15 protein-coding genes are annotated in these 18,148 nt (G+C 71.2%); 7 read left to right on the top strand and 8 right to left on the bottom strand.

Annotation, left to right across the window (positions count from 1 at the left end):
- Nucleotides 1-44: 44 nt before the first annotated feature.
- The 7 genes from recG to ABB33_RS03605 form a co-directional block, all read right to left on the bottom strand.
- The gene (recG, locus tag ABB33_RS03635) at nucleotides 45-2,189 is read right to left on the bottom strand and encodes an ATP-dependent DNA helicase RecG (RefSeq protein WP_056931180.1); all 2,145 of its coding nucleotides are present in this window, start codon (nucleotides 2,187-2,189) and stop codon (nucleotides 45-47) included.
- Nucleotides 2,190-2,198: 9 nt separating this feature from the next.
- Nucleotides 2,199-2,582, bottom strand: coding sequence for a RidA family protein (locus tag ABB33_RS03630; RefSeq protein WP_054667374.1), 384 nt, complete (start codon nucleotides 2,580-2,582; stop codon nucleotides 2,199-2,201).
- A gap of 250 nt (nucleotides 2,583-2,832) precedes the next feature.
- The gene (locus ABB33_RS03625; RefSeq protein WP_054667376.1) at nucleotides 2,833-4,992 is read right to left on the bottom strand and encodes a RelA/SpoT family protein; all 2,160 of its coding nucleotides are present in this window, start codon (nucleotides 4,990-4,992) and stop codon (nucleotides 2,833-2,835) included.
- 259 nt (nucleotides 4,993-5,251) lie between these two features.
- On the bottom strand, nucleotides 5,252-5,551 hold the full coding sequence (rpoZ, locus tag ABB33_RS03620; protein WP_054667378.1) for a DNA-directed RNA polymerase subunit omega: 300 nt from the start codon (nucleotides 5,549-5,551) through the stop codon (nucleotides 5,252-5,254).
- 175 nt (nucleotides 5,552-5,726) lie between these two features.
- Nucleotides 5,727-6,338: a guanylate kinase gene (gmk, locus tag ABB33_RS03615; RefSeq protein ID WP_056931179.1), complete on the bottom strand. Its 612-nt coding sequence runs from the start codon at nucleotides 6,336-6,338 to the stop codon at nucleotides 5,727-5,729.
- Nucleotides 6,339-6,463: 125 nt separating this feature from the next.
- Nucleotides 6,464-7,726: a serine hydrolase domain-containing protein gene (locus ABB33_RS03610; RefSeq protein WP_161809400.1), complete on the bottom strand. Its 1,263-nt coding sequence runs from the start codon at nucleotides 7,724-7,726 to the stop codon at nucleotides 6,464-6,466.
- A 259-nt stretch (nucleotides 7,727-7,985) separates the two neighbouring features.
- Entirely contained in the window at nucleotides 7,986-8,846 is an 861-nt protein-coding gene (locus ABB33_RS03605) for a YicC/YloC family endoribonuclease (RefSeq protein ID WP_054667383.1), read from the bottom strand.
- Between the two features lie 115 nt (nucleotides 8,847-8,961).
- Here ABB33_RS03605 and rph point away from each other — a divergent pair, with 115 nt between their 5' ends.
- The 7 genes from rph to pepQ all read left to right on the top strand — a co-directional run bounded on the left by rph (nucleotide 8,962) and on the right by pepQ (nucleotide 16,253).
- Nucleotides 8,962-9,690, top strand: a complete 729-nt coding sequence (gene rph / locus ABB33_RS03600) for a ribonuclease PH (RefSeq protein WP_054667385.1) — start codon at nucleotides 8,962-8,964, stop codon at nucleotides 9,688-9,690.
- On the top strand, nucleotides 9,687-10,076 hold the full coding sequence (locus tag ABB33_RS03595; protein ID WP_056931177.1) for a VOC family protein: 390 nt from the start codon (nucleotides 9,687-9,689) through the stop codon (nucleotides 10,074-10,076). The genes rph and ABB33_RS03595 overlap by 4 nt, the downstream gene beginning before the upstream one ends.
- Nucleotides 10,073-10,669, top strand: coding sequence for an RdgB/HAM1 family non-canonical purine NTP pyrophosphatase (rdgB, locus tag ABB33_RS03590; RefSeq protein WP_056931176.1), 597 nt, complete (start codon nucleotides 10,073-10,075; stop codon nucleotides 10,667-10,669). Before ABB33_RS03595 ends, rdgB begins: the two co-directional genes overlap by 4 nt.
- 26 nt (nucleotides 10,670-10,695) lie before the next feature.
- Nucleotides 10,696-11,922 carry a radical SAM family heme chaperone HemW gene (hemW, locus tag ABB33_RS03585; RefSeq protein WP_056931175.1) on the top strand — a complete coding sequence of 409 codons (1,227 nt, stop codon included), beginning with the start codon at nucleotides 10,696-10,698 and terminating at the stop codon, nucleotides 11,920-11,922.
- 80 nt (nucleotides 11,923-12,002) lie between these two features.
- A complete protein-coding gene (locus ABB33_RS03580; RefSeq protein ID WP_056931174.1) occupies nucleotides 12,003-14,501 on the top strand; it encodes a DUF1631 domain-containing protein in 2,499 nt (832 codons plus the stop codon).
- The gene (locus ABB33_RS03575) at nucleotides 14,498-14,845 is read left to right on the top strand and encodes a PilZ domain-containing protein (protein ID WP_054667393.1); all 348 of its coding nucleotides are present in this window, start codon (nucleotides 14,498-14,500) and stop codon (nucleotides 14,843-14,845) included. Before ABB33_RS03580 ends, ABB33_RS03575 begins: the two co-directional genes overlap by 4 nt.
- A gap of 79 nt (nucleotides 14,846-14,924) precedes the next feature.
- Entirely contained in the window at nucleotides 14,925-16,253 is a 1,329-nt protein-coding gene (gene pepQ / locus ABB33_RS03570; RefSeq protein ID WP_056931173.1) for a Xaa-Pro dipeptidase, read from the top strand.
- Between the two features lie 565 nt (nucleotides 16,254-16,818).
- Here pepQ and pepP read toward each other — a convergent pair.
- Complete coding sequence (gene pepP, locus ABB33_RS03565; protein WP_056931172.1) at nucleotides 16,819-18,144, bottom strand: Xaa-Pro aminopeptidase; 1,326 nt, start codon at nucleotides 18,142-18,144, stop codon at nucleotides 16,819-16,821.
- Between the last annotated feature and the right edge of the window lie 4 nt (nucleotides 18,145-18,148).

Raw genomic sequence — 18,148 nt, 5'->3', positions numbered from 1 at the left:
GCCATGGAGTCTGGCACCTGGACCATGACAGGGGAAGTACGCGCTCAGGCCGAGGCGTAGCGCGCCGCCCCGCCCACCCAGCGCGCCACTATCCGGTCGGCGACGGCCGGCGCTTCGGCCAGCAACCGCTCGGCCAGGGCATGCACGCCCGGCAACAGGGCCGCGTCGCGGGCCAGGTCGGCGACCCGGAAGGCGGCCAGGCCGGTCTGGCGGGTGCCCAGCAGCTCGCCGGGGCCACGCAGTTCCAGGTCCTTCTCGGCGATCACGAAACCGTCGCTGGTCTGGCGCATGGTCTCCAGCCGCTGCCGCGCCATCGCCGACAGCGGCGCCTGGTACATCAGCACGCAGCTGGATGCGGCCGCACCGCGCCCGACCCGGCCGCGCAGCTGGTGCAGCTGCGCCAGGCCCAGGCGCTCGGCGTTCTCGATGATCATCAACGAGGCATTGGGTACGTCCACGCCCACTTCGATCACCGTGGTGGCGACCAGCAGGCCGGTCTCGCCGGCCTTGAAGGCGCGCATCGCCGCCTGCTTCTCGGCGGCCTTCATGCGCCCGTGCACCAGCCCGACGCGCACGCCCGGCAACTGCGCCGACAGCGCCTCGAAGGTGGCCTGTGCGGCGACCGCCTCCATGCGCCCGGCGTTTGCCGCGGGGCTGCCGTCGGCGTCCTCGCTCTCGTCGATCAGCGTGCATACCCAGTAGGCCTGGCGCCCCTGCGCGCAGGCCAGGCGGATGCGCTCGACCAGCTCCGGCCGGCGCTCGGCGCTGATGACGATGGTCTGCACCGGGGTACGGCCCGGCGGCAGCTCGTCGATCGCCGACACGTCCAGGTCGGAATAGGCCGCCATCGCCAGCGTGCGCGGGATCGGGGTCGCGGTCATCACCAGCTGGTGCGGCACGCTGCGGCCGTCGGCGCCCTTGTCGCGCAGCGCCAGCCGCTGGTGCACGCCGAAGCGGTGCTGCTCGTCGACGATGGCCAGCGCCAGGTCATGGAACACCACGCTGTCCTGCATCAGCGCATGGGTGCCGACCACCACCTGCGCACGCCCGGAGGCGATGTCCTCCAGCACCCTGGCCCGCGCCTTGCCGGTGACCTTGCCGGCCAGCCAGGCCACCTGCACATCCAGCGGCTCGAGCCAGCCGCGCAGATTGGCCAGGTGCTGCTCGGCGAGCAGTTCGGTCGGCGCCGCCAGCGCCACCTGCTTGCCCTGCTCCACCGCCAGCATCGCCGCCAGCGCGGCCACCACGGTCTTGCCGGAACCGACGTCGCCCTGCACCAGGCGCAGCATCGGGTGCGGCCGCGCCAGGTCCTGGCGGATCTGCGCGAACACGCGCTGCTGCGCGCCGGTGAGACGGAACGGCAGGGACTGGCGCAACTGCCGCACGCGCCTGTCGCCGCCGCTCAAGGCCGGGGCATGGTGCTGCTGCAGGGCGATGCGCTGGCGGCGCAGGCTCAGGTGGTGGGCGAGCAGTTCTTCCAGCGCCAGCCGCCGCTGCGCCGGATGGGTGCCGGCAGCGAGCGCGGCGACATCGGCATCGGCAGGCGGGCGATGCATGGTCAGCAGCGCCTGCCGCAGCGACGGCAGGGCCAGGCCGTCCAGCAGGTGCGCCGGCAACACCTCCAGCGCGGCTTCGCCGGGCAGCCGCTCCAGCGCCTGCCCGATCAACCGGCGCAGCGTCGCCGGGCCGATGCCGTCGACGACCGGATAGACCGGATCCAGCGCGTCGCCAAGGCCGGCCTCTTCGCCGTCGCCGAGCATGCGGTAGCTGGGATGCACGATCTCCAGCCCATGCTGGCCGGGGCGCGGGGTGCCATAGCAGCGCAGGCGCGCGCCGACGGCGAACTGCGCCACCTGCGCGGCGCGGAAGTGGAAGAAGCGCAGCACCAGGGTGCCGCGCGAGTCGTCTTCCACCGCGACCCGCAGCATCGGCCGGTAGCGGAAGCCGCGCTCCACCGCGACCACCCGCCCTTCGACCTGCGCGGCGCTGCCCGGCTGCAGCGTGGCGATGGCGCTGAGCCGGGTCCGGTCCTCATAGCGCAGCGGCAGGTGCAGCCACAGGTCCTGCAGGCTGCCGATGCCGCGCGCCTGCAGCTTGGCGGCCACCGCCGGGCCCACGCCCGCCAGCACCGTCACCGGTGTTTCGCCACTGGCCGCCAGCGCCGGGGCGGCCGGACGGGTACGCGCCATGCCGGTGGATCAGTCGAGGATCATCACCGCGTCGACCTCGAACGCGGCCCCCTTGGGCAGGCCCGACACTTCGATGGTGGAGCGGGCCGGGAACGGCGCCTGGAAGTACTCCTGCATGACCGCGTTGACCTTGGCGAACTCGCCCAGGTCGGTCAGGTACAGGCCCAGGCGCACGATCCTGTCGAGCGAACCGCCGGCCGCCTCGGCCACCGCCTTGAGGTTGTCGAAGGCGCGCCGCGCCTGCGCGGCGACGTCGCCGGCGACGATCTCGCCGGTGGCCGGGTCCAGCGGGATCTGGCCGGAGAAATACACGGTGTTGCCGGCACGCACGGCCTGCGAATACGGGCCGATGGCGGCCGGCGCGTTGGCGGTGTTGATGATCTGGCGGGACATGGGGGAACTCCGGTTGGGAAATGGCCCCGCATTGTAGCGTCCGCCCCCGCCGCACCGGCTTCCCGGCGATGCCAGGCGTCGCGGCGCTGGACAATTTTTCACCAGCAGCTGCAAACGCATGCCCGGCAAGGTGCCCGGGGGCTTATCCACAGGTTGTCGGCATGCCGTTGCACACCGGCTGTGGAGAACCGCGCACGCACCGCGCGGCGCACCCGGTCGCAGCAGGGCATGCCGCGCCGGCGCACCGCGCTTACTGGCGGCGCACCGACTGCACCACGCTCAGGCGCCGCAGCCGGCGCATCACCTCGGCCAGGTGGGTACGGTCGCGCACCTGGATGTTGAAACACAGCACTGCGGCGTTGAAGTCGCGGTCCAGGTAGTCCACCCGCTCGATGTTGGACTGGCTCTGGGCGATGGCCGCGGCCAGCTGCGCCAGCACCCCGGTGCCGTTCTCCACTTCCACCACCAGCGCGGTGTCATAGTCGCCGACCACGCTGCTGTCCCAGCCGATCGGCACCCAGCGCTCGGGCGATTTGCGCAGCTCGGCCAGGTTCGGGCAATCCATGCGGTGCACCACGATGCCCTTGCCGGCGGTGTGGTAACCCATGATCTCGTCGCCCGGGATCGGCTGGCAGCAGCCGGCGAAGCTGACCACGCCGCGCTCGCTGCCGTTGATCAGGATCTTCTCCTGCACCCGCTGGCTGCTGCCGCCGGCGCGCGGTTCGCCATGCGCCATCAGCGCCTGCGCGGCCTGGGTCGGCATCCAGTTGCCGAGCGCGACATCGGCCAGGAACGCTTCCAGGCGCGGGTAGCGGTGTTCGGCCAGGAACGCATCCAGCCGGCCCTTGGGCAGGCGCTCGATCGAGCTGTCCATCGCCTCCAGCGCGCGGTCGAGCATGCGGTGGCCCAGCTGCACGGCATCCTCGTGCTCGAGCTGCTTGAGCTGGTGACGGATCGCGGTACGCGCCTTGGAGCTGACCACGAACTCCAGCCACTGCGGCTTGGGCGTGGCCGAGCGCGCGGTGATCACTTCCACCGTCTGCCCGCTGACCAGCTTGGTGCGCAGCGGCACCAGCTTCTTGTCCACGCGCGAGGCCACCGCGCGGTTGCCGATGTCGGTATGCACCGCATAGGCGAAGTCGAGCGCGGTGGAGTTGCGCGGCAACGCCAGGATCTTGCCCTTGGGCGTAAACAGGTAGACCTCGTCCGGGAACAGGTCGACCTTGACGTTGTCCAGGAACTCCAGCGACGAGCCGGCCGAGCGCTGCGAATCGATCAGCTCGACGATCCATGCATGCGCGCGGCTCTGTGCGCTGTTGGGCGAATCGCCGCCGAACTTGTAGGTCCAGTGCGCGGCCACGCCGCGCTCGGCGATCAGGTCCATCTCCTCGGTGCGGATCTGCACCTCGATCGGCGAACCGTAGGGCCCGAACAGCACGGTGTGCAGCGACTGGTAGCCGTTGGCCTTGGGGATGGCGATGAAATCGCGGAAGCGCCCGTCCAGCGGCTTGAACGCCGCGTGCACCGCGCCCAGCGCGTGGTAGCAACTGGGCACCGAGCGCATCACCAGGCGGAAGCCGAACACGTCCATCACCTGGTCGAAGGTTTTGTTCTCCTCGCGCATCTTGGTGTAGATGCTCCAGGGCGTCTTGATGCGGCTGACCAGGCGGTGCTCCAGCCCTTCGCGCGCCAGCCGCTGCGACAACTGCACCTCGACCTGCGCCATCGCCTCGCGGCGCACCACCGGCTGGCTGCGGATGTGCTTTTCCAGGATCGCGTGGCGCCACGGGTACAGCGCCTTGAAGCCCAGGTTCTGCAGCTCGGACTTGATCAGGCTCATGCCCAGGCGCTGGGCGATGGGCGCGTAGATGTCCAGCGTCTCCACCGCGATGCGGCGCCGCGCCTCGGCGCTCTGCGCGCCCAGGGTGCGCATGTTGTGCAGGCGGTCGGCCAGTTTGATCATGATCACGCGCAGGTCGCGCGACATGGCCAGCAGCATCTTGCGGAAGCTCTCGGCGGCCGCTTCCTGGCGGTCGCGGAAGCGCAGCTTGTCCAGCTTGGTGACGCCCTCGACCAGCTCGGCCACGGTCTGGCCGAACTGCCCGGCCAGCTCGTCATGGGTGAGCGGGGTGTCTTCGATGGTGTCGTGCAGGATCGCTGCGACCAGCGCCTCCACGTCCAGCCCGAGCTCGGCCAGGATGCCGGCCACCGCGACCGGATGGGTGATGTAGGGTTCGCCGGACTTGCGGGTCTGGCCCGCGTGCGCGGCCGCACCCACTTCCCACGCACGGCGCAGCATCGGCAGCTGCTCGGCGGGCAGGTAACTGGCTGCGCGTTCGAGTTGGAGTACGTAGTCCGGCACCGCGCCACCCGCGGGCGCAGCGACCTGGGCAGAGGGGCCTGGGTTCATGGCTGGGAAGATATGCCAGCAGCACCAACACGGCAACGCCGGAGACGCGCGACATCGCTCTCGCGCTGCCGCCCCACGGTTTGCATTGCAGACCGCCGGGCCCGTCTTTCGCTCATCCGCACCCCGCCGCTTCGCGGCGCCCCTGACCCGGGGGCTTTCCTGCACACGCACCGGGTGCGGACCTGCAGGGTGGCGGATGCCTGGAAAGCAGACAGCCCGCACGTGGCGGGCTGTCGGTGCACAACGATGACCTGGTGGATCAGTCGTCGTTCTTGGACATGTCCTCGTCGGCGACGACTTCGGCGGCGGCCCATTCCAGCGCCTCGCGCTCGGCACGCTCACGCTCGGCCTTCTCGACTTCCTCGATCAGGGCGTTGTCGATCTTGCGGGCGGCGATCTCGCGCAGCGCCAGCACGGTCGGCTTGTCCTCGGTCTCGCTGTTGTCGAGGGTGGCCTGCACGCCGTTGGCCAGCTGACGGGCGCGCTTGGACGCCATCATGACCAGCTCGAAACGGTTGTTAACGACTTCCAGGCAATCTTCTACGGTAATGCGGGCCATGCGAGCTCCCGGCGACCAGCAGCGGCCGCTCGATCGGATGAGGGAAAGGCCGGGGATTGTACAGGCGGACGCCGGGGGATACAAATGACCGCATCCCCGGGTCCTTTGGAATCAATCAGTTGCCTGCCCGCCCCGGCGGGATCGGGCGCTGCCAGGGCCTGTACCGGGCCGCGCCTCAGTCCAGCAGCGAACGGATCAGGCCTTCGTGGCGGACCTGCTGCTGGGCCCGGCGCAGGCGGCTGGCGGTGAAGATGGCGCACATCTCGTCCACCGCGGTGTCGAACACCTCGTTGACGATCACGTAGTCGAACTCGTCGTAATGCAGCATTTCCTCGCGCGCGGCCGCCAGCCGCTGCGCCATCACCGCCTCGCTGTCCTGGCCGCGCTTGCGCATGCGGTCATCCAGCGCCTGCTTGGATGGCGGCAGGATGAATACGCTGACCGCATCGGGCACCTTGGCGCGCACCTGGCGCGCGCCCTGCCAGTCGATCTCCAGCAGCACGTCCTTGCCGGCGGCCAGCTGCGGCTCCACCGACTGCCGCGCGGTGCCCTTCCAGTCGCCATGCACGCGGGCGTACTCGAAGAAATCGCCGGCGGCGATCATGCGCTCGAACTCGGCGGCGCTGACAAAGTGGTAATGCCGGCCGTCCACCTCGCCCGGGCGCATCGCCCGCGAGGTGAAGGAAATGGACAGCGCGATCTGCGCGTCGCGCGCCAGGGTGGCGTTGACGAGACTGCTCTTGCCGGCGCCGGAGGGGGCCGCGACGATGTAGAGGGTGCCACGCATCGCGCGGATCTCCGGGTCGATGGTTCGGGCGGCGCACGATAACCAGCCCGGGCCGCGGCTGCAAATGCCGGGGCCGGCGGGGCCTGGCGCCCACGCCGGCGCCCGGCCCCGCCGGCCACGCCGGATCAGAGGTCGAAGGCGAGCATGTCGCGGCCGGTCGCCGCGCGCACGATGCGCTGGTAGACGCCGGTACCGCCCCCGCCGTTGGTCATCACCACCAGTCCGCGTCCGTGCTGCGGGTCGCCGACCGCGAAGGTCTTGTAGCGGCCGGCGTTGGAGCCGCCATGGAAGAACCAGCGGTTGCCGGCATCGACACGCTCCAGGTTCCAGCCCAGGCCCTTGTCCAGCCAGCCCGGCCGCACCGCCAGCTGCGGCGCCAGCATCGCCTGCCGGGTCGCCTCGGCGATCTCCCAGTCCTGCCGCGCCGGGCGCCGCATCACGTGGGCGATGAAACGCGCATAGTCCTGCACCGGGCCACGCAGACTGGCGGCGGCATTGGCGAGCAGGTCGCCGGGCCACACGAACATGCCCGCGGGCGCGGCGGCCTGCGCCTGTGGCAGCGCCTGCACCGCGTCATCCCAGGTCCAGTCCGACAGCGGCTTGCCACGCGCCTCGGCCAGCGGCTGCAGCAGCGGCCACTGCGCACCGAACGTCTGCACCCCCGGCCGGGCCCCGGGCGCCGGCACGCCGACTACCGAATGGCGCGCGGCGTGCGCGTTCCAGGTATAGGTGCTGGCCTGCATGCCGGCCGGCACGAACAGGCGCTGCCGTGCCAGCTGGTCCAGGCTCTGGCCGGTGACCGTCTCCACCACCCGCTGCAACCAGAAGAAGGCTTCGCCGGAGTAGTTCACGCGCTGTCCCGGCGTCGCCACCGTGCGCAGCGGATCGCTGTCCGGGTACGCGCGCCAGTCCGGCAGGCCGCTGCTGTGGCGCAGGACGTCGCGCACAGTGATCCGCGCCAGTTGCGGATCGTCATCGGCCAGGAAATCGGGGCGGTGGTAGTCCACCAGCGGGCGGTCGAGCTGCAGCGCGCCGGCATCCACCAGCTGCAGCACCAGATAGGCGAACACCGGCTTGCTCAACGAAGCGCACTCGAACACGCTGTCCGCATCCACCGGCGCACCGCTTTCCAGGTCGGCCACGCCGAATCCGCGGTGCCACGCCAGTTCGCCCTGCTCGACCACGGCGATGGCGACACCCGGTACACCGAAGGCGCGCATCCATTCCGGCAACGTGGCCAGGAAGGCATCGGACGGGATCCAGCGCGGGTCGTCGCGCGCAGGCGCCGCCGCGCGCCCGGCCACCGGCAACAGGGTCAACGCCGCACTGCCCGCGGCGGCTGCCAGGAATCTGCGTCGATGGATCGGATCAACAACGGTTGCGTGCATGCCCATACCTCTGCGCCAAGGAACGGACTGCATAGCAGTCGCCGCCCCCGGCGGCAAGCGCGGCCGACCGCTGCGCATGCCGCCTGCCGGCATCGGGTGCGGCCGCAGGCGCGGTGATGGCCGTGCGGACGGGCCGCCCCGGCCCATGCGCGGGCCGGCACATCCAGGCCCATCCCGCGCATGGCAACGCGCTGCCGGCCGCGGGAATGCGGCGACCTGCGCGGGAAACGCAACGCGAAGCGCGGCGGCTCCGGCAGGGTTACTCCAGGTTCTGCACCTGCTCGCGGATCTGGTCGATCAGCACCTTCAGCTCGACCGCGGCGTTGGAGGTGCGGCTGTCCACCGATTTGGAGCCCAGGGTGTTGGCCTCGCGGTTGAACTCCTGCAGCAGGAAGTCCAGGCGGCGGCCGACCGGCTCGCGCTGGCGCAGCACGCGGCGGATCTCGCCGATGTGGCTGCCGAGGCGGTCCAGTTCCTCGTCGACATCGAGCTTCTGCAGCCACATCACCAGTTCCTGCTCGGCGCGGCCCGGGTCGACCGGGTGCGGCAGGTCGGCCAGGCGCGCGGCCAGCTTGGCGCGCTGGCCTTCGCGGATGGCGGGGATCAGTTCGCGCACCTCGCCGGCGATGCGTTCGATCGCATCCACCCGCTCGCTGATCGCCGCGGTCAGCTTGGCGCCCTCGCGCTCGCGCGCGGCGACGAAGCCGTCGAGGGTCTCGTCCAGCAGCGCCAGCGCCTCGGCATGCAGCGCCGCGGCATCGACCGCTTCGCCACGCAGCACGCCCGGATAGGCCAGCAGCTCGGTGAACCCGATGCGCATGTCCGGAAAGCGCGAATGCAGGCGCCGCGCCAGGTCGCCCAGCTGCTCCACCAGCGCCTCGTCCACCGCCAGCGTGGGCGCCGCTTCCGGGGCGCGCAGGCGCATGACCAGGTCCAGCTTGCCACGGCTGATGCGCGCGGCCACGCGTTCGCGCAGTTGCGGCTCCAGCGCGCGCAGCTCCTCCGGCAACCGCACCCCCACTTCGAGGAAACGGTGGTTGACCGAGCGCAGCTCGCAGCCGAGGGTGCCCCAGCGCGTGCCGCGTTCGCCGCCGGCATAGGCGGTCATGCTTCGGATCATGTGGATTTCCGGTGCGTTGCAAAGGGCGAATGGTACCCTAGGCGTCCCCGGATGCCGGCCCCGCAGGCCGCCCGGGTGCCCCCCCCACGACGCTCCACCGACTCCCGGATTCTCCATGACCTTTTCCCGTCCCAGCGGCCGCCAGGCCGACCAGCTGCGCAGCGTCACCCTCGAGCGCGGCTTCACCCGCCATGCCGAAGGCTCGGTGCTGGTCAGCTTCGGCCACACCCGGGTGCTGTGCACCGCCAGCATCGAGAACCGCGTGCCGGCGTTCCTGCGCGGCAAGGGCGAAGGCTGGGTGACCGCCGAGTACGGCATGCTGCCGCGCTCCACCCATACCCGTTCCGACCGCGAGGCCGCACGCGGCAAGCAGGGCGGGCGCACGCTGGAGATCCAGCGCCTGATCGGCCGCACCCTGCGCGCGTGCATCGACCGCAACGCGCTGGGCGAACGCACCATCACGCTGGACTGCGACGTGCTGCAGGCCGATGGCGGCACCCGCACCGCCGCCATCACCGGCGCCTACGTGGCCCTGGTGGATGCGGTGAACACGCTGCTCAAGCGCGGCGAGATCAAGCGCAACCCGGTGTTCGGCGCGGTCGCCGCGGTGTCGGTCGGGGTCTACAAGGGCGTGCCGGTACTGGACCTGGACTACGCCGAGGACAGCGACTGCGACACCGACATGAACGTCGTCATGAACGATGGCGGCGGTTTCATCGAGCTGCAGGGCACCGCCGAAGGCCATGCCTTCCGCCGTGACGAGCTGGATGCGCTGCTGGCGCTGGCCGAGAAGGGCATCGGCGAACTGTTCGCCGCACAGCAGGCCGCGCTGGCGCAGGCATGAACCGGCGCATCGCCCTGGTCACCGTGGTGGTGGCCGACTATGACGAAGCCATCGCCTGGTACACCGGCAAGCTCGGTTTCCAGCTGCTGCAGGATGTCGACCAGGGCCACAAGCGCTGGGTCGTGGTCGGGCCGGCCGAGGGTGGCGGCGCGGCGCTGCTGCTGGCGCGCGCCAGCGACGAGGCGCAGCGCAGCCGCATCGGCAACCAGACCGGCGGCCGGGTCGGCTTCTTCCTCCACACCGACGATTTCCACCGTGACCACGCGGCCATGCTCACCGCCGGCGTGCAGTTCCTGGAAGCGCCGCGCGAAGAACCCTATGCCACGGTCGCGGTGTTCCGCGACCTGTACGGCAACACCTGGGACCTGCTGGAGCCCCGCCGATGAAGACCCTGGTACTGGCCAGCCACAATGCCGGCAAGCTGGCGGAGATGCGCGAGATCCTCGCCGACCTGCCGCTGCAGGTCACCTCGGCCGCCGAGCTGGGCCTGGGCGACGTCGAGGAGACCGGCCTGACCTTCGTCGAGAACGCGCTGCTCAAGGCCCGTGCGGCCTGCCAGGCCACCGGCCTGCCGGCGCTGGCCGATGACTCGGGCCTGATCGTGGACGCCCTGGGCGGCGCGCCCGGCCTGTACAGCGCGCGCTACGCCGGCCTCCCGGGCAATGCCGCGGCCAACAACGCCAAGCTGCTCCAGGCGATGGCCGGCATCCCCGACGGCGAGCGCGGCGCCCGCTTCTACGCGGTGATCGTGCTGCTGCGCCATGCCACCGATCCGCAGCCGCTGATCTGCGAGGGCCGCTGGGAAGGACGCATCACCCACGCGCCGCGCGGCCACCATGGCTTCGGCTACAACCCGGTGTTCCTGGACGAGCGCCATGGCCTGACCGCCGCGGAAATGGAGCCGGCGCTGAAGAACGCCATCAGCCACCGCGCGATCGCCCTGCAGCAGCTCAAGCGGCAGCTCGCCGCCTGGCACTGACCTCCACCGCCAAGTTGCAGCCGTCCATGCCGCACTCCCACGACCATTGCCACCACCGGCCCGGCGAGGCCTGCACCGGGGATCACGCGCATGCCGCCGTGCAGCTGGTGCCGCCGCCACTGTCGCTGTACGTGCACCTGCCCTGGTGCGTGCGCAAATGCCCGTACTGCGACTTCAACTCGCATGCCGGCAAGGGCGCGCTGCCGTTCGACGCCTACATCGACGCGCTGGTCCGCGATCTGGACCAGGACCTGCCGCTGGTCTGGGGCCGGGTGGTCAACAGCGTGTTCTTCGGCGGCGGCACACCCAGCCTGTTCCCGCCCGAGGCGATCGACCGTTTCCTGCAGCAGGCCAGCGCGCGGCTGCGGTTCGCGCCGAACCTGGAGGTGACGCTGGAGACCAACCCTGGCACCGCCGAGCACGGCCGCTTCGACCGCTACCGCGCCGCCGGCGTGAACCGCATCAGCTTCGGCATCCAGACCTTCAACGACGACGCGCTCAGGCGCCTGGGCCGCATCCACGACAGCGGCGAGGCCGAGCGCGCGGTGAAACTGGCGCAGGACGCCGGCTACCGCAACTTCAACATCGACCTGATGTACGCGCTGCCGGAACAGACCCTGGCCCAGGCCGAACACGACCTGGAGCGCGCCTTCGCGCTGGAGCCCACGCACATCTCGCACTACCAGCTGACGCTGGAGCCGAACACGGTGTTCTTCGCGCGGCCGCCGCGCGGCATCCCCGACGAGGACGGCGCCTGGGACATGCAGGAGCATTGCCAGGCGCTGCTGGCGCAGGCCGGCTACGGCCACTACGAGGTCAGCGCCTACGCCCGCGATGGCTGGCAATGCGCGCACAACCTCAACTACTGGCGCTTCGGCGACTACCTGGGCATCGGCGCCGGCGCGCACGGCAAGATCAGCTCCGGCGCGCAGCAGCAGGTGCTGCGCCGCTGGAAGCACAAGCACCCGCAGGCGTTCATGGACGCCGCCGGTACGCCCGCAGCGATCGGCGGCGACGACGTGATCGACGCCGCGCGGCTGCCGTTCGAATACATGCTCAACCTGCTGCGCCTGCATGAAGGCTTCGACCTGCGCGACTTCGAAGCCCGCACCGGGCTGGGCCGCGCCGTGCTGCAGCCGGCATTGGCCACCGCGGTCGAACGCGGCTGGCTGCACCGCGACGGCGGCCGCGTCGTTCCCACCGAACTGGGGCGGCGCTTCACCAACGACGTGGTCGAGCTGTTCCTGGCCTGAACAGGGCATTCGGCCGCGCAAGTAGCGGCAGCACCGGCGAAGTGATAGAAATCGCCCACCAGGGGCGGAACGTACAGCGGATGTCAGGCACCACAGCACCCTTTTCCAGCCAGGCGTCGGCACGACTTGCCGGCGCGCCGGTCCCCGAACGGGTCCGCCACCTGCTCCAGGCCGTCCACGGCATCGCCGCGCAGGTACTGGCGTCGCCGCTGCAGCTGACCATGGTGCAGCTGGAACGTGAACTGTTCGGCCTCGCCGACAAGGCACGCAGCAGCCAGGCCCAGGCCGATGTCTATGCGCAGATCCGCCAGCTGGGCGTGCATGCAGCCGAGTTCCCGGGCTGGTTCCTGGACGCGCTGGCCGACGACCTGGCGCGGCTGCGCAGTCCGTCCACGACCGCTGGCGCACCCGCGCCGGCGCTGGCGATACCGGCGATGACCCTGGTCACCGATACCGACATCAACCGCGACATCGTGCTGCACGAGATGGCACGGCGCGAAAGCTACCGCGCGCAGTCGCATCTGCAGCTGCTCGGGCAGCGCTTCGGCGTGCTTGCCGCGCAACCGGCGTTCGACGCCGAGAGCCTGCCGGTGGGGCCGTACGCGCTGTGCAGGATCCTGCGTGCCTGCGGCGAACGGCTGGGGCTGAACCTGGAGGCGCAGCAGCAGCTCTACCACGTGTTCGAACGACAGGCGATGGAGCGGCACGTCGAGCTGCTGGACCGCCTGAACATCCTGCTGGCGCGCGAAGGCGTGCTGCCGGGGCTGGTCTACATTCCCTACCTGCCACGGCCGGCAGGCCAACGCCGCACCACCGGCGGGCCCACCACGGCCGCGCGCGAGGGCCAGTCCGCGGCGACGCCGCGGCCGCTGACCCAGTGGCAGGGACAGGCGCCGGCGGCGTCATGGGCGGAGGCGACGATGGACGCCATGTCCGCGCCACCGCCTGCCGGGCCGGCCCAGCCGGCCAGGTCGGACGCGACCCCCGCCACGACCGCAGCCACCGCCCCGACAGCGGCCAGCATGGCCTCGCTGCACGAGTTGCTCGATGCCGCGCGCCAGCTGCTGGCACAGCAACTGCAGGCCGGCAGCGGCGGTGCTGGCGCGGCCGGCACCAGCGGCGGCATCGCTGGCTCCACCGACATCGTTCAGCAGCTGGCCGCCCTCGGAGGCCAGCTGCGCCCCGCCGGAACGTCGCCGGGCGCCGCACCCGCCGACCCGCCCGGCATGGCACCGAGGGCGCAGGCCGGTGCCGCGCCGGCGCCACGCGCGGTGCCCAGCCAGGCGGTGATGGACGTGCTCGCACGACTGCAGCCGCAGGCCGCGGCAGCGGGCGCGCGCCGCAGCTTCGGCGACATCCAGAAGGCGCTGCTGTCGCAGGTGCGCGCCGAGCATGGCGAAAGCGCCACGCTGTCGTCCCGCGACAGCAACACCCTCGACCTGCTGGGCATGCTCTACGGGCAGATCCAGCGCGAAGTGCGCAGCAATGGCCCGGCCACCGACCTGCTCAACCGCCTGCAGGTGCCGCTGGCGCGTGCGGCCGTCGGCGACGAGGCGTTCTTCATCCGCGACCAGCACCCGGCGCGCGAGCTGCTCAACACCGTGGCCGAATCCGGCGCGGTATGGCTGGGCGACGACGACGGCGACCCGGCGCTGCTGCAGAAGCTCGGCGAAGCGGTGGACCGCGTCGTCGCCGAGTACCAGGGTGACGAGGCGGTGTTTGCCGCCGCCAACCGCCAGGTGCAGTCGCACCTGCAGGCGGCGGTGCGCAAGGCCGAGGTCACCGAGCGCCGGCAGATCGAAGCCGCGCGCGGCAAGGAACGGCTGGAGGCGGCCAAGCAGCTGGCCGGGCGCAGTATCGGCCAGCTGTGCCACGCGGCGAATCCGCCCAAGTTCGTGCAGACCCTGCTGCACGAGGCCTGGAGCGACGTGCTGACCCTGACCCTGCTGCGCCAGGGCGAGGACTCGGAGGAATGGCGCCAGCGCCAGGACGCCACCCGCCGCATCGGTGAGATCACCGCCAGTGGCGATGGTGCGACCGACCCGGCGCTGTGCGGCCAGATCGAGGAAGCGCTGCTGCAGGTCGGCTACCACGAGGACGAGGCCGGGGCCATCGCCCGCCGCCTGTCCACGCCCGGCGGCGAGGACGAGATCACCTCGCGCACCGAACTGGCCGCCCGGCTCAAGGCCCGCGCCCGGCTCGGCGGCGACAGCCGGGACGGGGCGGATCCGCAGGCGCCGCCCGCGGCCGAGCGCACGCCGGCCGAGGAAGGCTTTTACCGGCAGTTGCGCACGCTACCGTTCGGCACCTGGTTCGAGTTCACCATCAACCAGCAGGGCGACGCCCGCCGCCTGCGCCTGTCCTGGTACAGCCTGGTCACCGACAACGCATTGTTCGTCAACCAGCGCGGGCAGAAGATGGCCGAGCATTCGCTCGACGCGCTGGCGCGGCTGATGGCGCGCGACCAGCTGCGCGTGGTCACCGAGGACCGCGGCCGGCTGATCGACCGCGCCTGGCAGGCCACCCTGCGCGCCCTGCGCGCGCTTGCCGGCGGCAGCGCCGCTCCGGAGTCCGCATGATCCCCGATACCCGGCGCGCCCCGCGCCTGCAGGTGCCCGCGCTGGTGCCGGTCACCGATACGATGACCGCCGGCGTGATCGGGCGGCTCGGCAACGTGTCCGAAACCGGCATGCTGCTGATCGCCTCCGAACCGCTCACCGAGGACGCGCTCTACCAGCTGCGCTTCCCGGTCCCCGATGGCCGCGGCGGCGACGTGCCGATCGATGTCGGCGTGCACCTGCTGTGGCGCGAGGCGGCGCAGGCGCCGGGCCACTTCTGGGCCGGCTTCCGCTTCCTGACCCTGGAAAAGGGCCATCGCGAACGCCTGCGGCAGTGGATCGAATCCAGCCTTCCGGCATCCTGAGCGACGAAAACGGCACAGCGGCGCGGCGGTGATTGCGGCAGAATCGTGGCCCGATTCCAGCCCTGCCGCGAGCCCCTGCATGAACCTGCCCGATCCCGGTCCCCTGTACGCCGACCACCTGGATGCCCTCGTCCGCCGCGCCGACGAAGCGCTGGCCCGCGGCGGTTTCGACCACCTGGTCGTGCCCAGCGGCCGCCTGCACTACCAGGTGTTCGACGACCGCGACTATCCGTACGCGGTCAACCCGCAGTTCAAGGCCTGGCTGCCGCTGACCCGCGTGCCCGACAGCTGGCTGATCCATACCCCCGGCCGCCGCCCGCAGCTGGTCTACCACCAGCCGCACGATTACTGGCACGCGGTCCCGGCCGCGCCCAACGGCTGGTGGGTCGAGCATTTCGACATCCACGTCATCCGCACCCCGGAACAGGCCCTGGCGCTGCTGCCGAAGGACCCGGCGCGCTGCGCGATCCTCGGCGAACCGCACAGTGCGCTGGGCGGCTTCGTGCCCAACAACCCGCAGCCGGTGATCGATTACCTGGACTACCGGCGCGCATTCAAGACGGCCTACGAGATCGCGCTGATGCGCCATGCCCAGGTGCCCGCGGTGCGCGGCCACCGCGCCGCCGAGGCCGCGTTCCGCGCCGGCGCCAGCGAATTCGCCATCCACATGGCCTATTGCAGCGCCGCCGGCCAGGACAGCAACGCACTGCCGTACGGCAACATCATCGCCCTCAACGAGCACGCCGCGGTGCTGCACTACACCGACCTCGGCCACGCCGCGCCGACGCCGGCGCGCAGCTTCCTGATCGATGCCGGCGCCTCCGCACACGGCTATGCCAGCGACATCACCCGCACCTACGCCGCCGCCGGCCACGACGAGTTCCAGGCCATGATCGACGCGGTGGACGCCGCGCAGCGGCAGATGTGCGCGGCGGTGCGCAGCGGCTTCGACTACAAGCAACTGCATGTCGATGCGCACCTGGCGCTGATGGGCATCCTGCGCGAGTTCGGGGTCATCACCGTGTCGCCGGAAGCGGCGCTGGCCAGCGGCGTCAGCGCGGCGTTCTTCCCGCACGGCATCGGCCACCTGATCGGCGCGCAGGTGCACGACGTGGCTGGCTTCGCCGCCAGCGACCACGGCGGCCGCATCGAGCGCCCGGCCGGCCATCCCTACCTGCGCATGACCCGGGTGCTCGAACCCGGCATGGTGGTGACCATCGAGCCGGGCGTGTACTTCATCGACATGCTGCTGGACGAGGTGAAGAAGGCCGGCAACGCCGCCAGCGTGAACTGGGAGCGGGTGGACTTTTTCCGCCGCTATGGCGGCATCCGCATCGAGGACGAGGTGCTGTGCACCGACGGCGAGGCCGACAACCTGACCCGCCCGGTGTTTGCGGCGCAGGGCTGACGGCGTTCGCGCCAACCCTCATCGGGATCCAGGCCCGGCCGTGCCATGCGGCCGGGCTTTTCATTGGCCGGATGCGCGCCAGCACGCAGGCCGAAGGTCGCACTGCGACTGCAAGCTGCGACTGACCGCCGGCCTTTGGCCTGCAGCCCCCCCGTTCCGCAGCAATGCAACCAGCCGCTTGCATGCCTGCTTCGCAGGCGCACGTCGCTTTATGTGTGGCGGTGCAACGAAAAGCAGCCCGGGGAAGCGCTTTTCCAGCCGCCGGATGGCGCGGCAGGCATGGCCGCACGCGATCCGTCGGGCTGCGCCCGCCGATTGCCTGCGCGCTCGCGGAACAAGGGGCCGGCGCACACCCCGCTCCGTGCGGACACGTGCGCCTGGGCGCCGCCGCTGCACGGCCCAGCCCGTTCCACGGTGGGGAAGCCAACCGCACAGGCGCAGCAGCAAAAGTACGCGCACCAACAGAAGCCACGGCAACACCCGGCGCGAGGGCAGGCGCTGCGGCCGCGCTGCGCCGCCCTGCCCGTGCCACGCATGGGCAGGTGCTGCAGCGCGGCCGGGCGGGTCAGCCCCTGGCCATGAACGCTTCGATCTCGTCGGCGCTGCGTTCCAGCGCAGCGGTCAATACCCGGTGTCCGTCCGCGGTGATCAGCACATCGTCCTCGATGCGGATGCCGATGCCGCGCCAGCGCGGCTCCACGCTGTGGTCGTCCGGCGATACGTACAGCCCCGGCTCGATGGTGAACACCATGCCCGCCTCGAGCAGCCGCGATTCGCCGGCGAGCTTGTAGTCGCCCACATCGTGCACGTCCAGGCCCAGCCAGTGGCCGGTCTTGTGCCGGTAGAAGCGCTTGTAATGGCCCTCGATCAGGTTCTCCTCCAGGTCGCCCCTGAGCAGCCCCAGCCGCAGCAGGCCTTCGGTGAGCACCTCGACCGCGGCCAGGTGGCCTTCCTCGTAGGCGATGCCCGGCTGCGCCTGCTCCAGCGCCGCCGCCTGCGCCGCCAGCACCAGGTCGTGCAGCGCGCGCTGTTCGGCGCTGAAGCGGCCGTTGACCGGGAAGGTGCGGGTGATGTCGCTGGCGTAGCCGTGGTACTCGGCACCGGCGTCGATCAGCACCAGGTCGCCATCGCCGCTGCCGCCGCTGTTGGCGCGGTAATGCAGCACGCAGGCGTTGGCGCCGGCACCGATGATGCTGTTGTAGGCCGGGCACGCGGCGTGGCGGCGGAACTCGCGTTCCAGTTCGGCCTGCAGTTCGTACTCGTGGATGCCGGCGCGCGCCAGCCGCATCGCCGCGCGGTGCGCCTGCACGCTGATGTCGGCGGCGCGCTGCATCAGCGCGATCTCGGCCGGCGACTTGAACAGGCGCTGCTCGTGCAGCAGGTGGCCCAGTTCCAGGAACTCGTGCGGCGGCTGCGCGCCGTGGCGCACCTGCGAACGCACCCGGTTCACCCAGCCGATCAGCTTGAGGTCGAAGTCGGCGTCGCGGCCGAAGTGGTAGTAGACCCGCGAACGCCCTTCCAGCAGGCCCGGCAGGATGTCGTCCAGGTCCTCGATCGGATAGGCGTCGTCCATGCCGTAGCGCGCCACCGCGCCTTCCTGGCCTTCGCGCGGGCCGTCCCAGGCCTCGCGCTCGGGGTCGCGCTCGCGGCAGAACAGGATCGTCTCGCCATGGCGGCGCCCGGGGATGAGCACCAGCACCGCTTCCGGCTCGGGGAAGCCGCACAGGTACCAGAAGTCCGAATCCTGCCGGTACGGGTAATGGGTGTCGTTGCTGCGCACGCGCTCGGGCGCGGCCGGCAGCACCAGGATGGCGTCATCCCCGGTCGCTTCCATCAGCTGGCGGCGGCGCTGGGCGTATTCGGCGGCGGCAATGCCGGTCAGCGTGTGCATGGCC

Origin of the sequence: Stenotrophomonas acidaminiphila (assembly GCF_001431595.1) — a bacterium.
Lineage (GTDB): Bacteria > Pseudomonadota > Gammaproteobacteria > Xanthomonadales > Xanthomonadaceae > Stenotrophomonas > Stenotrophomonas acidaminiphila.
This window is presented reverse-complemented; position numbering and strand designations above follow the sequence as displayed.

What these genes read in the sequence shown, in the direction of transcription:
- pepP (WP_056931172.1), bottom strand. Translation starts at nt 18,144, where the DNA reads ATGCACACGCTGACCGGCATTGCCGCCGCCGAATACGCCCAGCGCCGC.
- ABB33_RS03605 (WP_054667383.1), bottom strand. Translation starts at nt 8,846, where the DNA reads ATGATCCGAAGCATGACCGCCTATGCCGGCGGCGAACGCGGCACGCGC.
- gmk (WP_056931179.1), bottom strand. Translation starts at nt 6,338, where the DNA reads ATGCGTGGCACCCTCTACATCGTCGCGGCCCCCTCCGGCGCCGGCAAG.
- rph (WP_054667385.1), top strand. Translation starts at nt 8,962, where the DNA reads ATGACCTTTTCCCGTCCCAGCGGCCGCCAGGCCGACCAGCTGCGCAGC.
- hemW (WP_056931175.1), top strand. Translation starts at nt 10,696, where the DNA reads ATGCCGCACTCCCACGACCATTGCCACCACCGGCCCGGCGAGGCCTGC.
- rdgB (WP_056931176.1), top strand. Translation starts at nt 10,073, where the DNA reads ATGAAGACCCTGGTACTGGCCAGCCACAATGCCGGCAAGCTGGCGGAG.
- ABB33_RS03575 (WP_054667393.1), top strand. Translation starts at nt 14,498, where the DNA reads ATGATCCCCGATACCCGGCGCGCCCCGCGCCTGCAGGTGCCCGCGCTG.
- ABB33_RS03610 (WP_161809400.1), bottom strand. Translation starts at nt 7,726, where the DNA reads ATGCACGCAACCGTTGTTGATCCGATCCATCGACGCAGATTCCTGGCA.
- recG (WP_056931180.1), bottom strand. Translation starts at nt 2,189, where the DNA reads ATGGCGCGTACCCGTCCGGCCGCCCCGGCGCTGGCGGCCAGTGGCGAA.
- ABB33_RS03630 (WP_054667374.1), bottom strand. Translation starts at nt 2,582, where the DNA reads ATGTCCCGCCAGATCATCAACACCGCCAACGCGCCGGCCGCCATCGGC.
- ABB33_RS03580 (WP_056931174.1), top strand. Translation starts at nt 12,003, where the DNA reads ATGTCAGGCACCACAGCACCCTTTTCCAGCCAGGCGTCGGCACGACTT.
- ABB33_RS03595 (WP_056931177.1), top strand. Translation starts at nt 9,687, where the DNA reads ATGAACCGGCGCATCGCCCTGGTCACCGTGGTGGTGGCCGACTATGAC.
- pepQ (WP_056931173.1), top strand. Translation starts at nt 14,925, where the DNA reads ATGAACCTGCCCGATCCCGGTCCCCTGTACGCCGACCACCTGGATGCC.
- rpoZ (WP_054667378.1), bottom strand. Translation starts at nt 5,551, where the DNA reads ATGGCCCGCATTACCGTAGAAGATTGCCTGGAAGTCGTTAACAACCGT.
- ABB33_RS03625 (WP_054667376.1), bottom strand. Translation starts at nt 4,992, where the DNA reads ATGAACCCAGGCCCCTCTGCCCAGGTCGCTGCGCCCGCGGGTGGCGCG.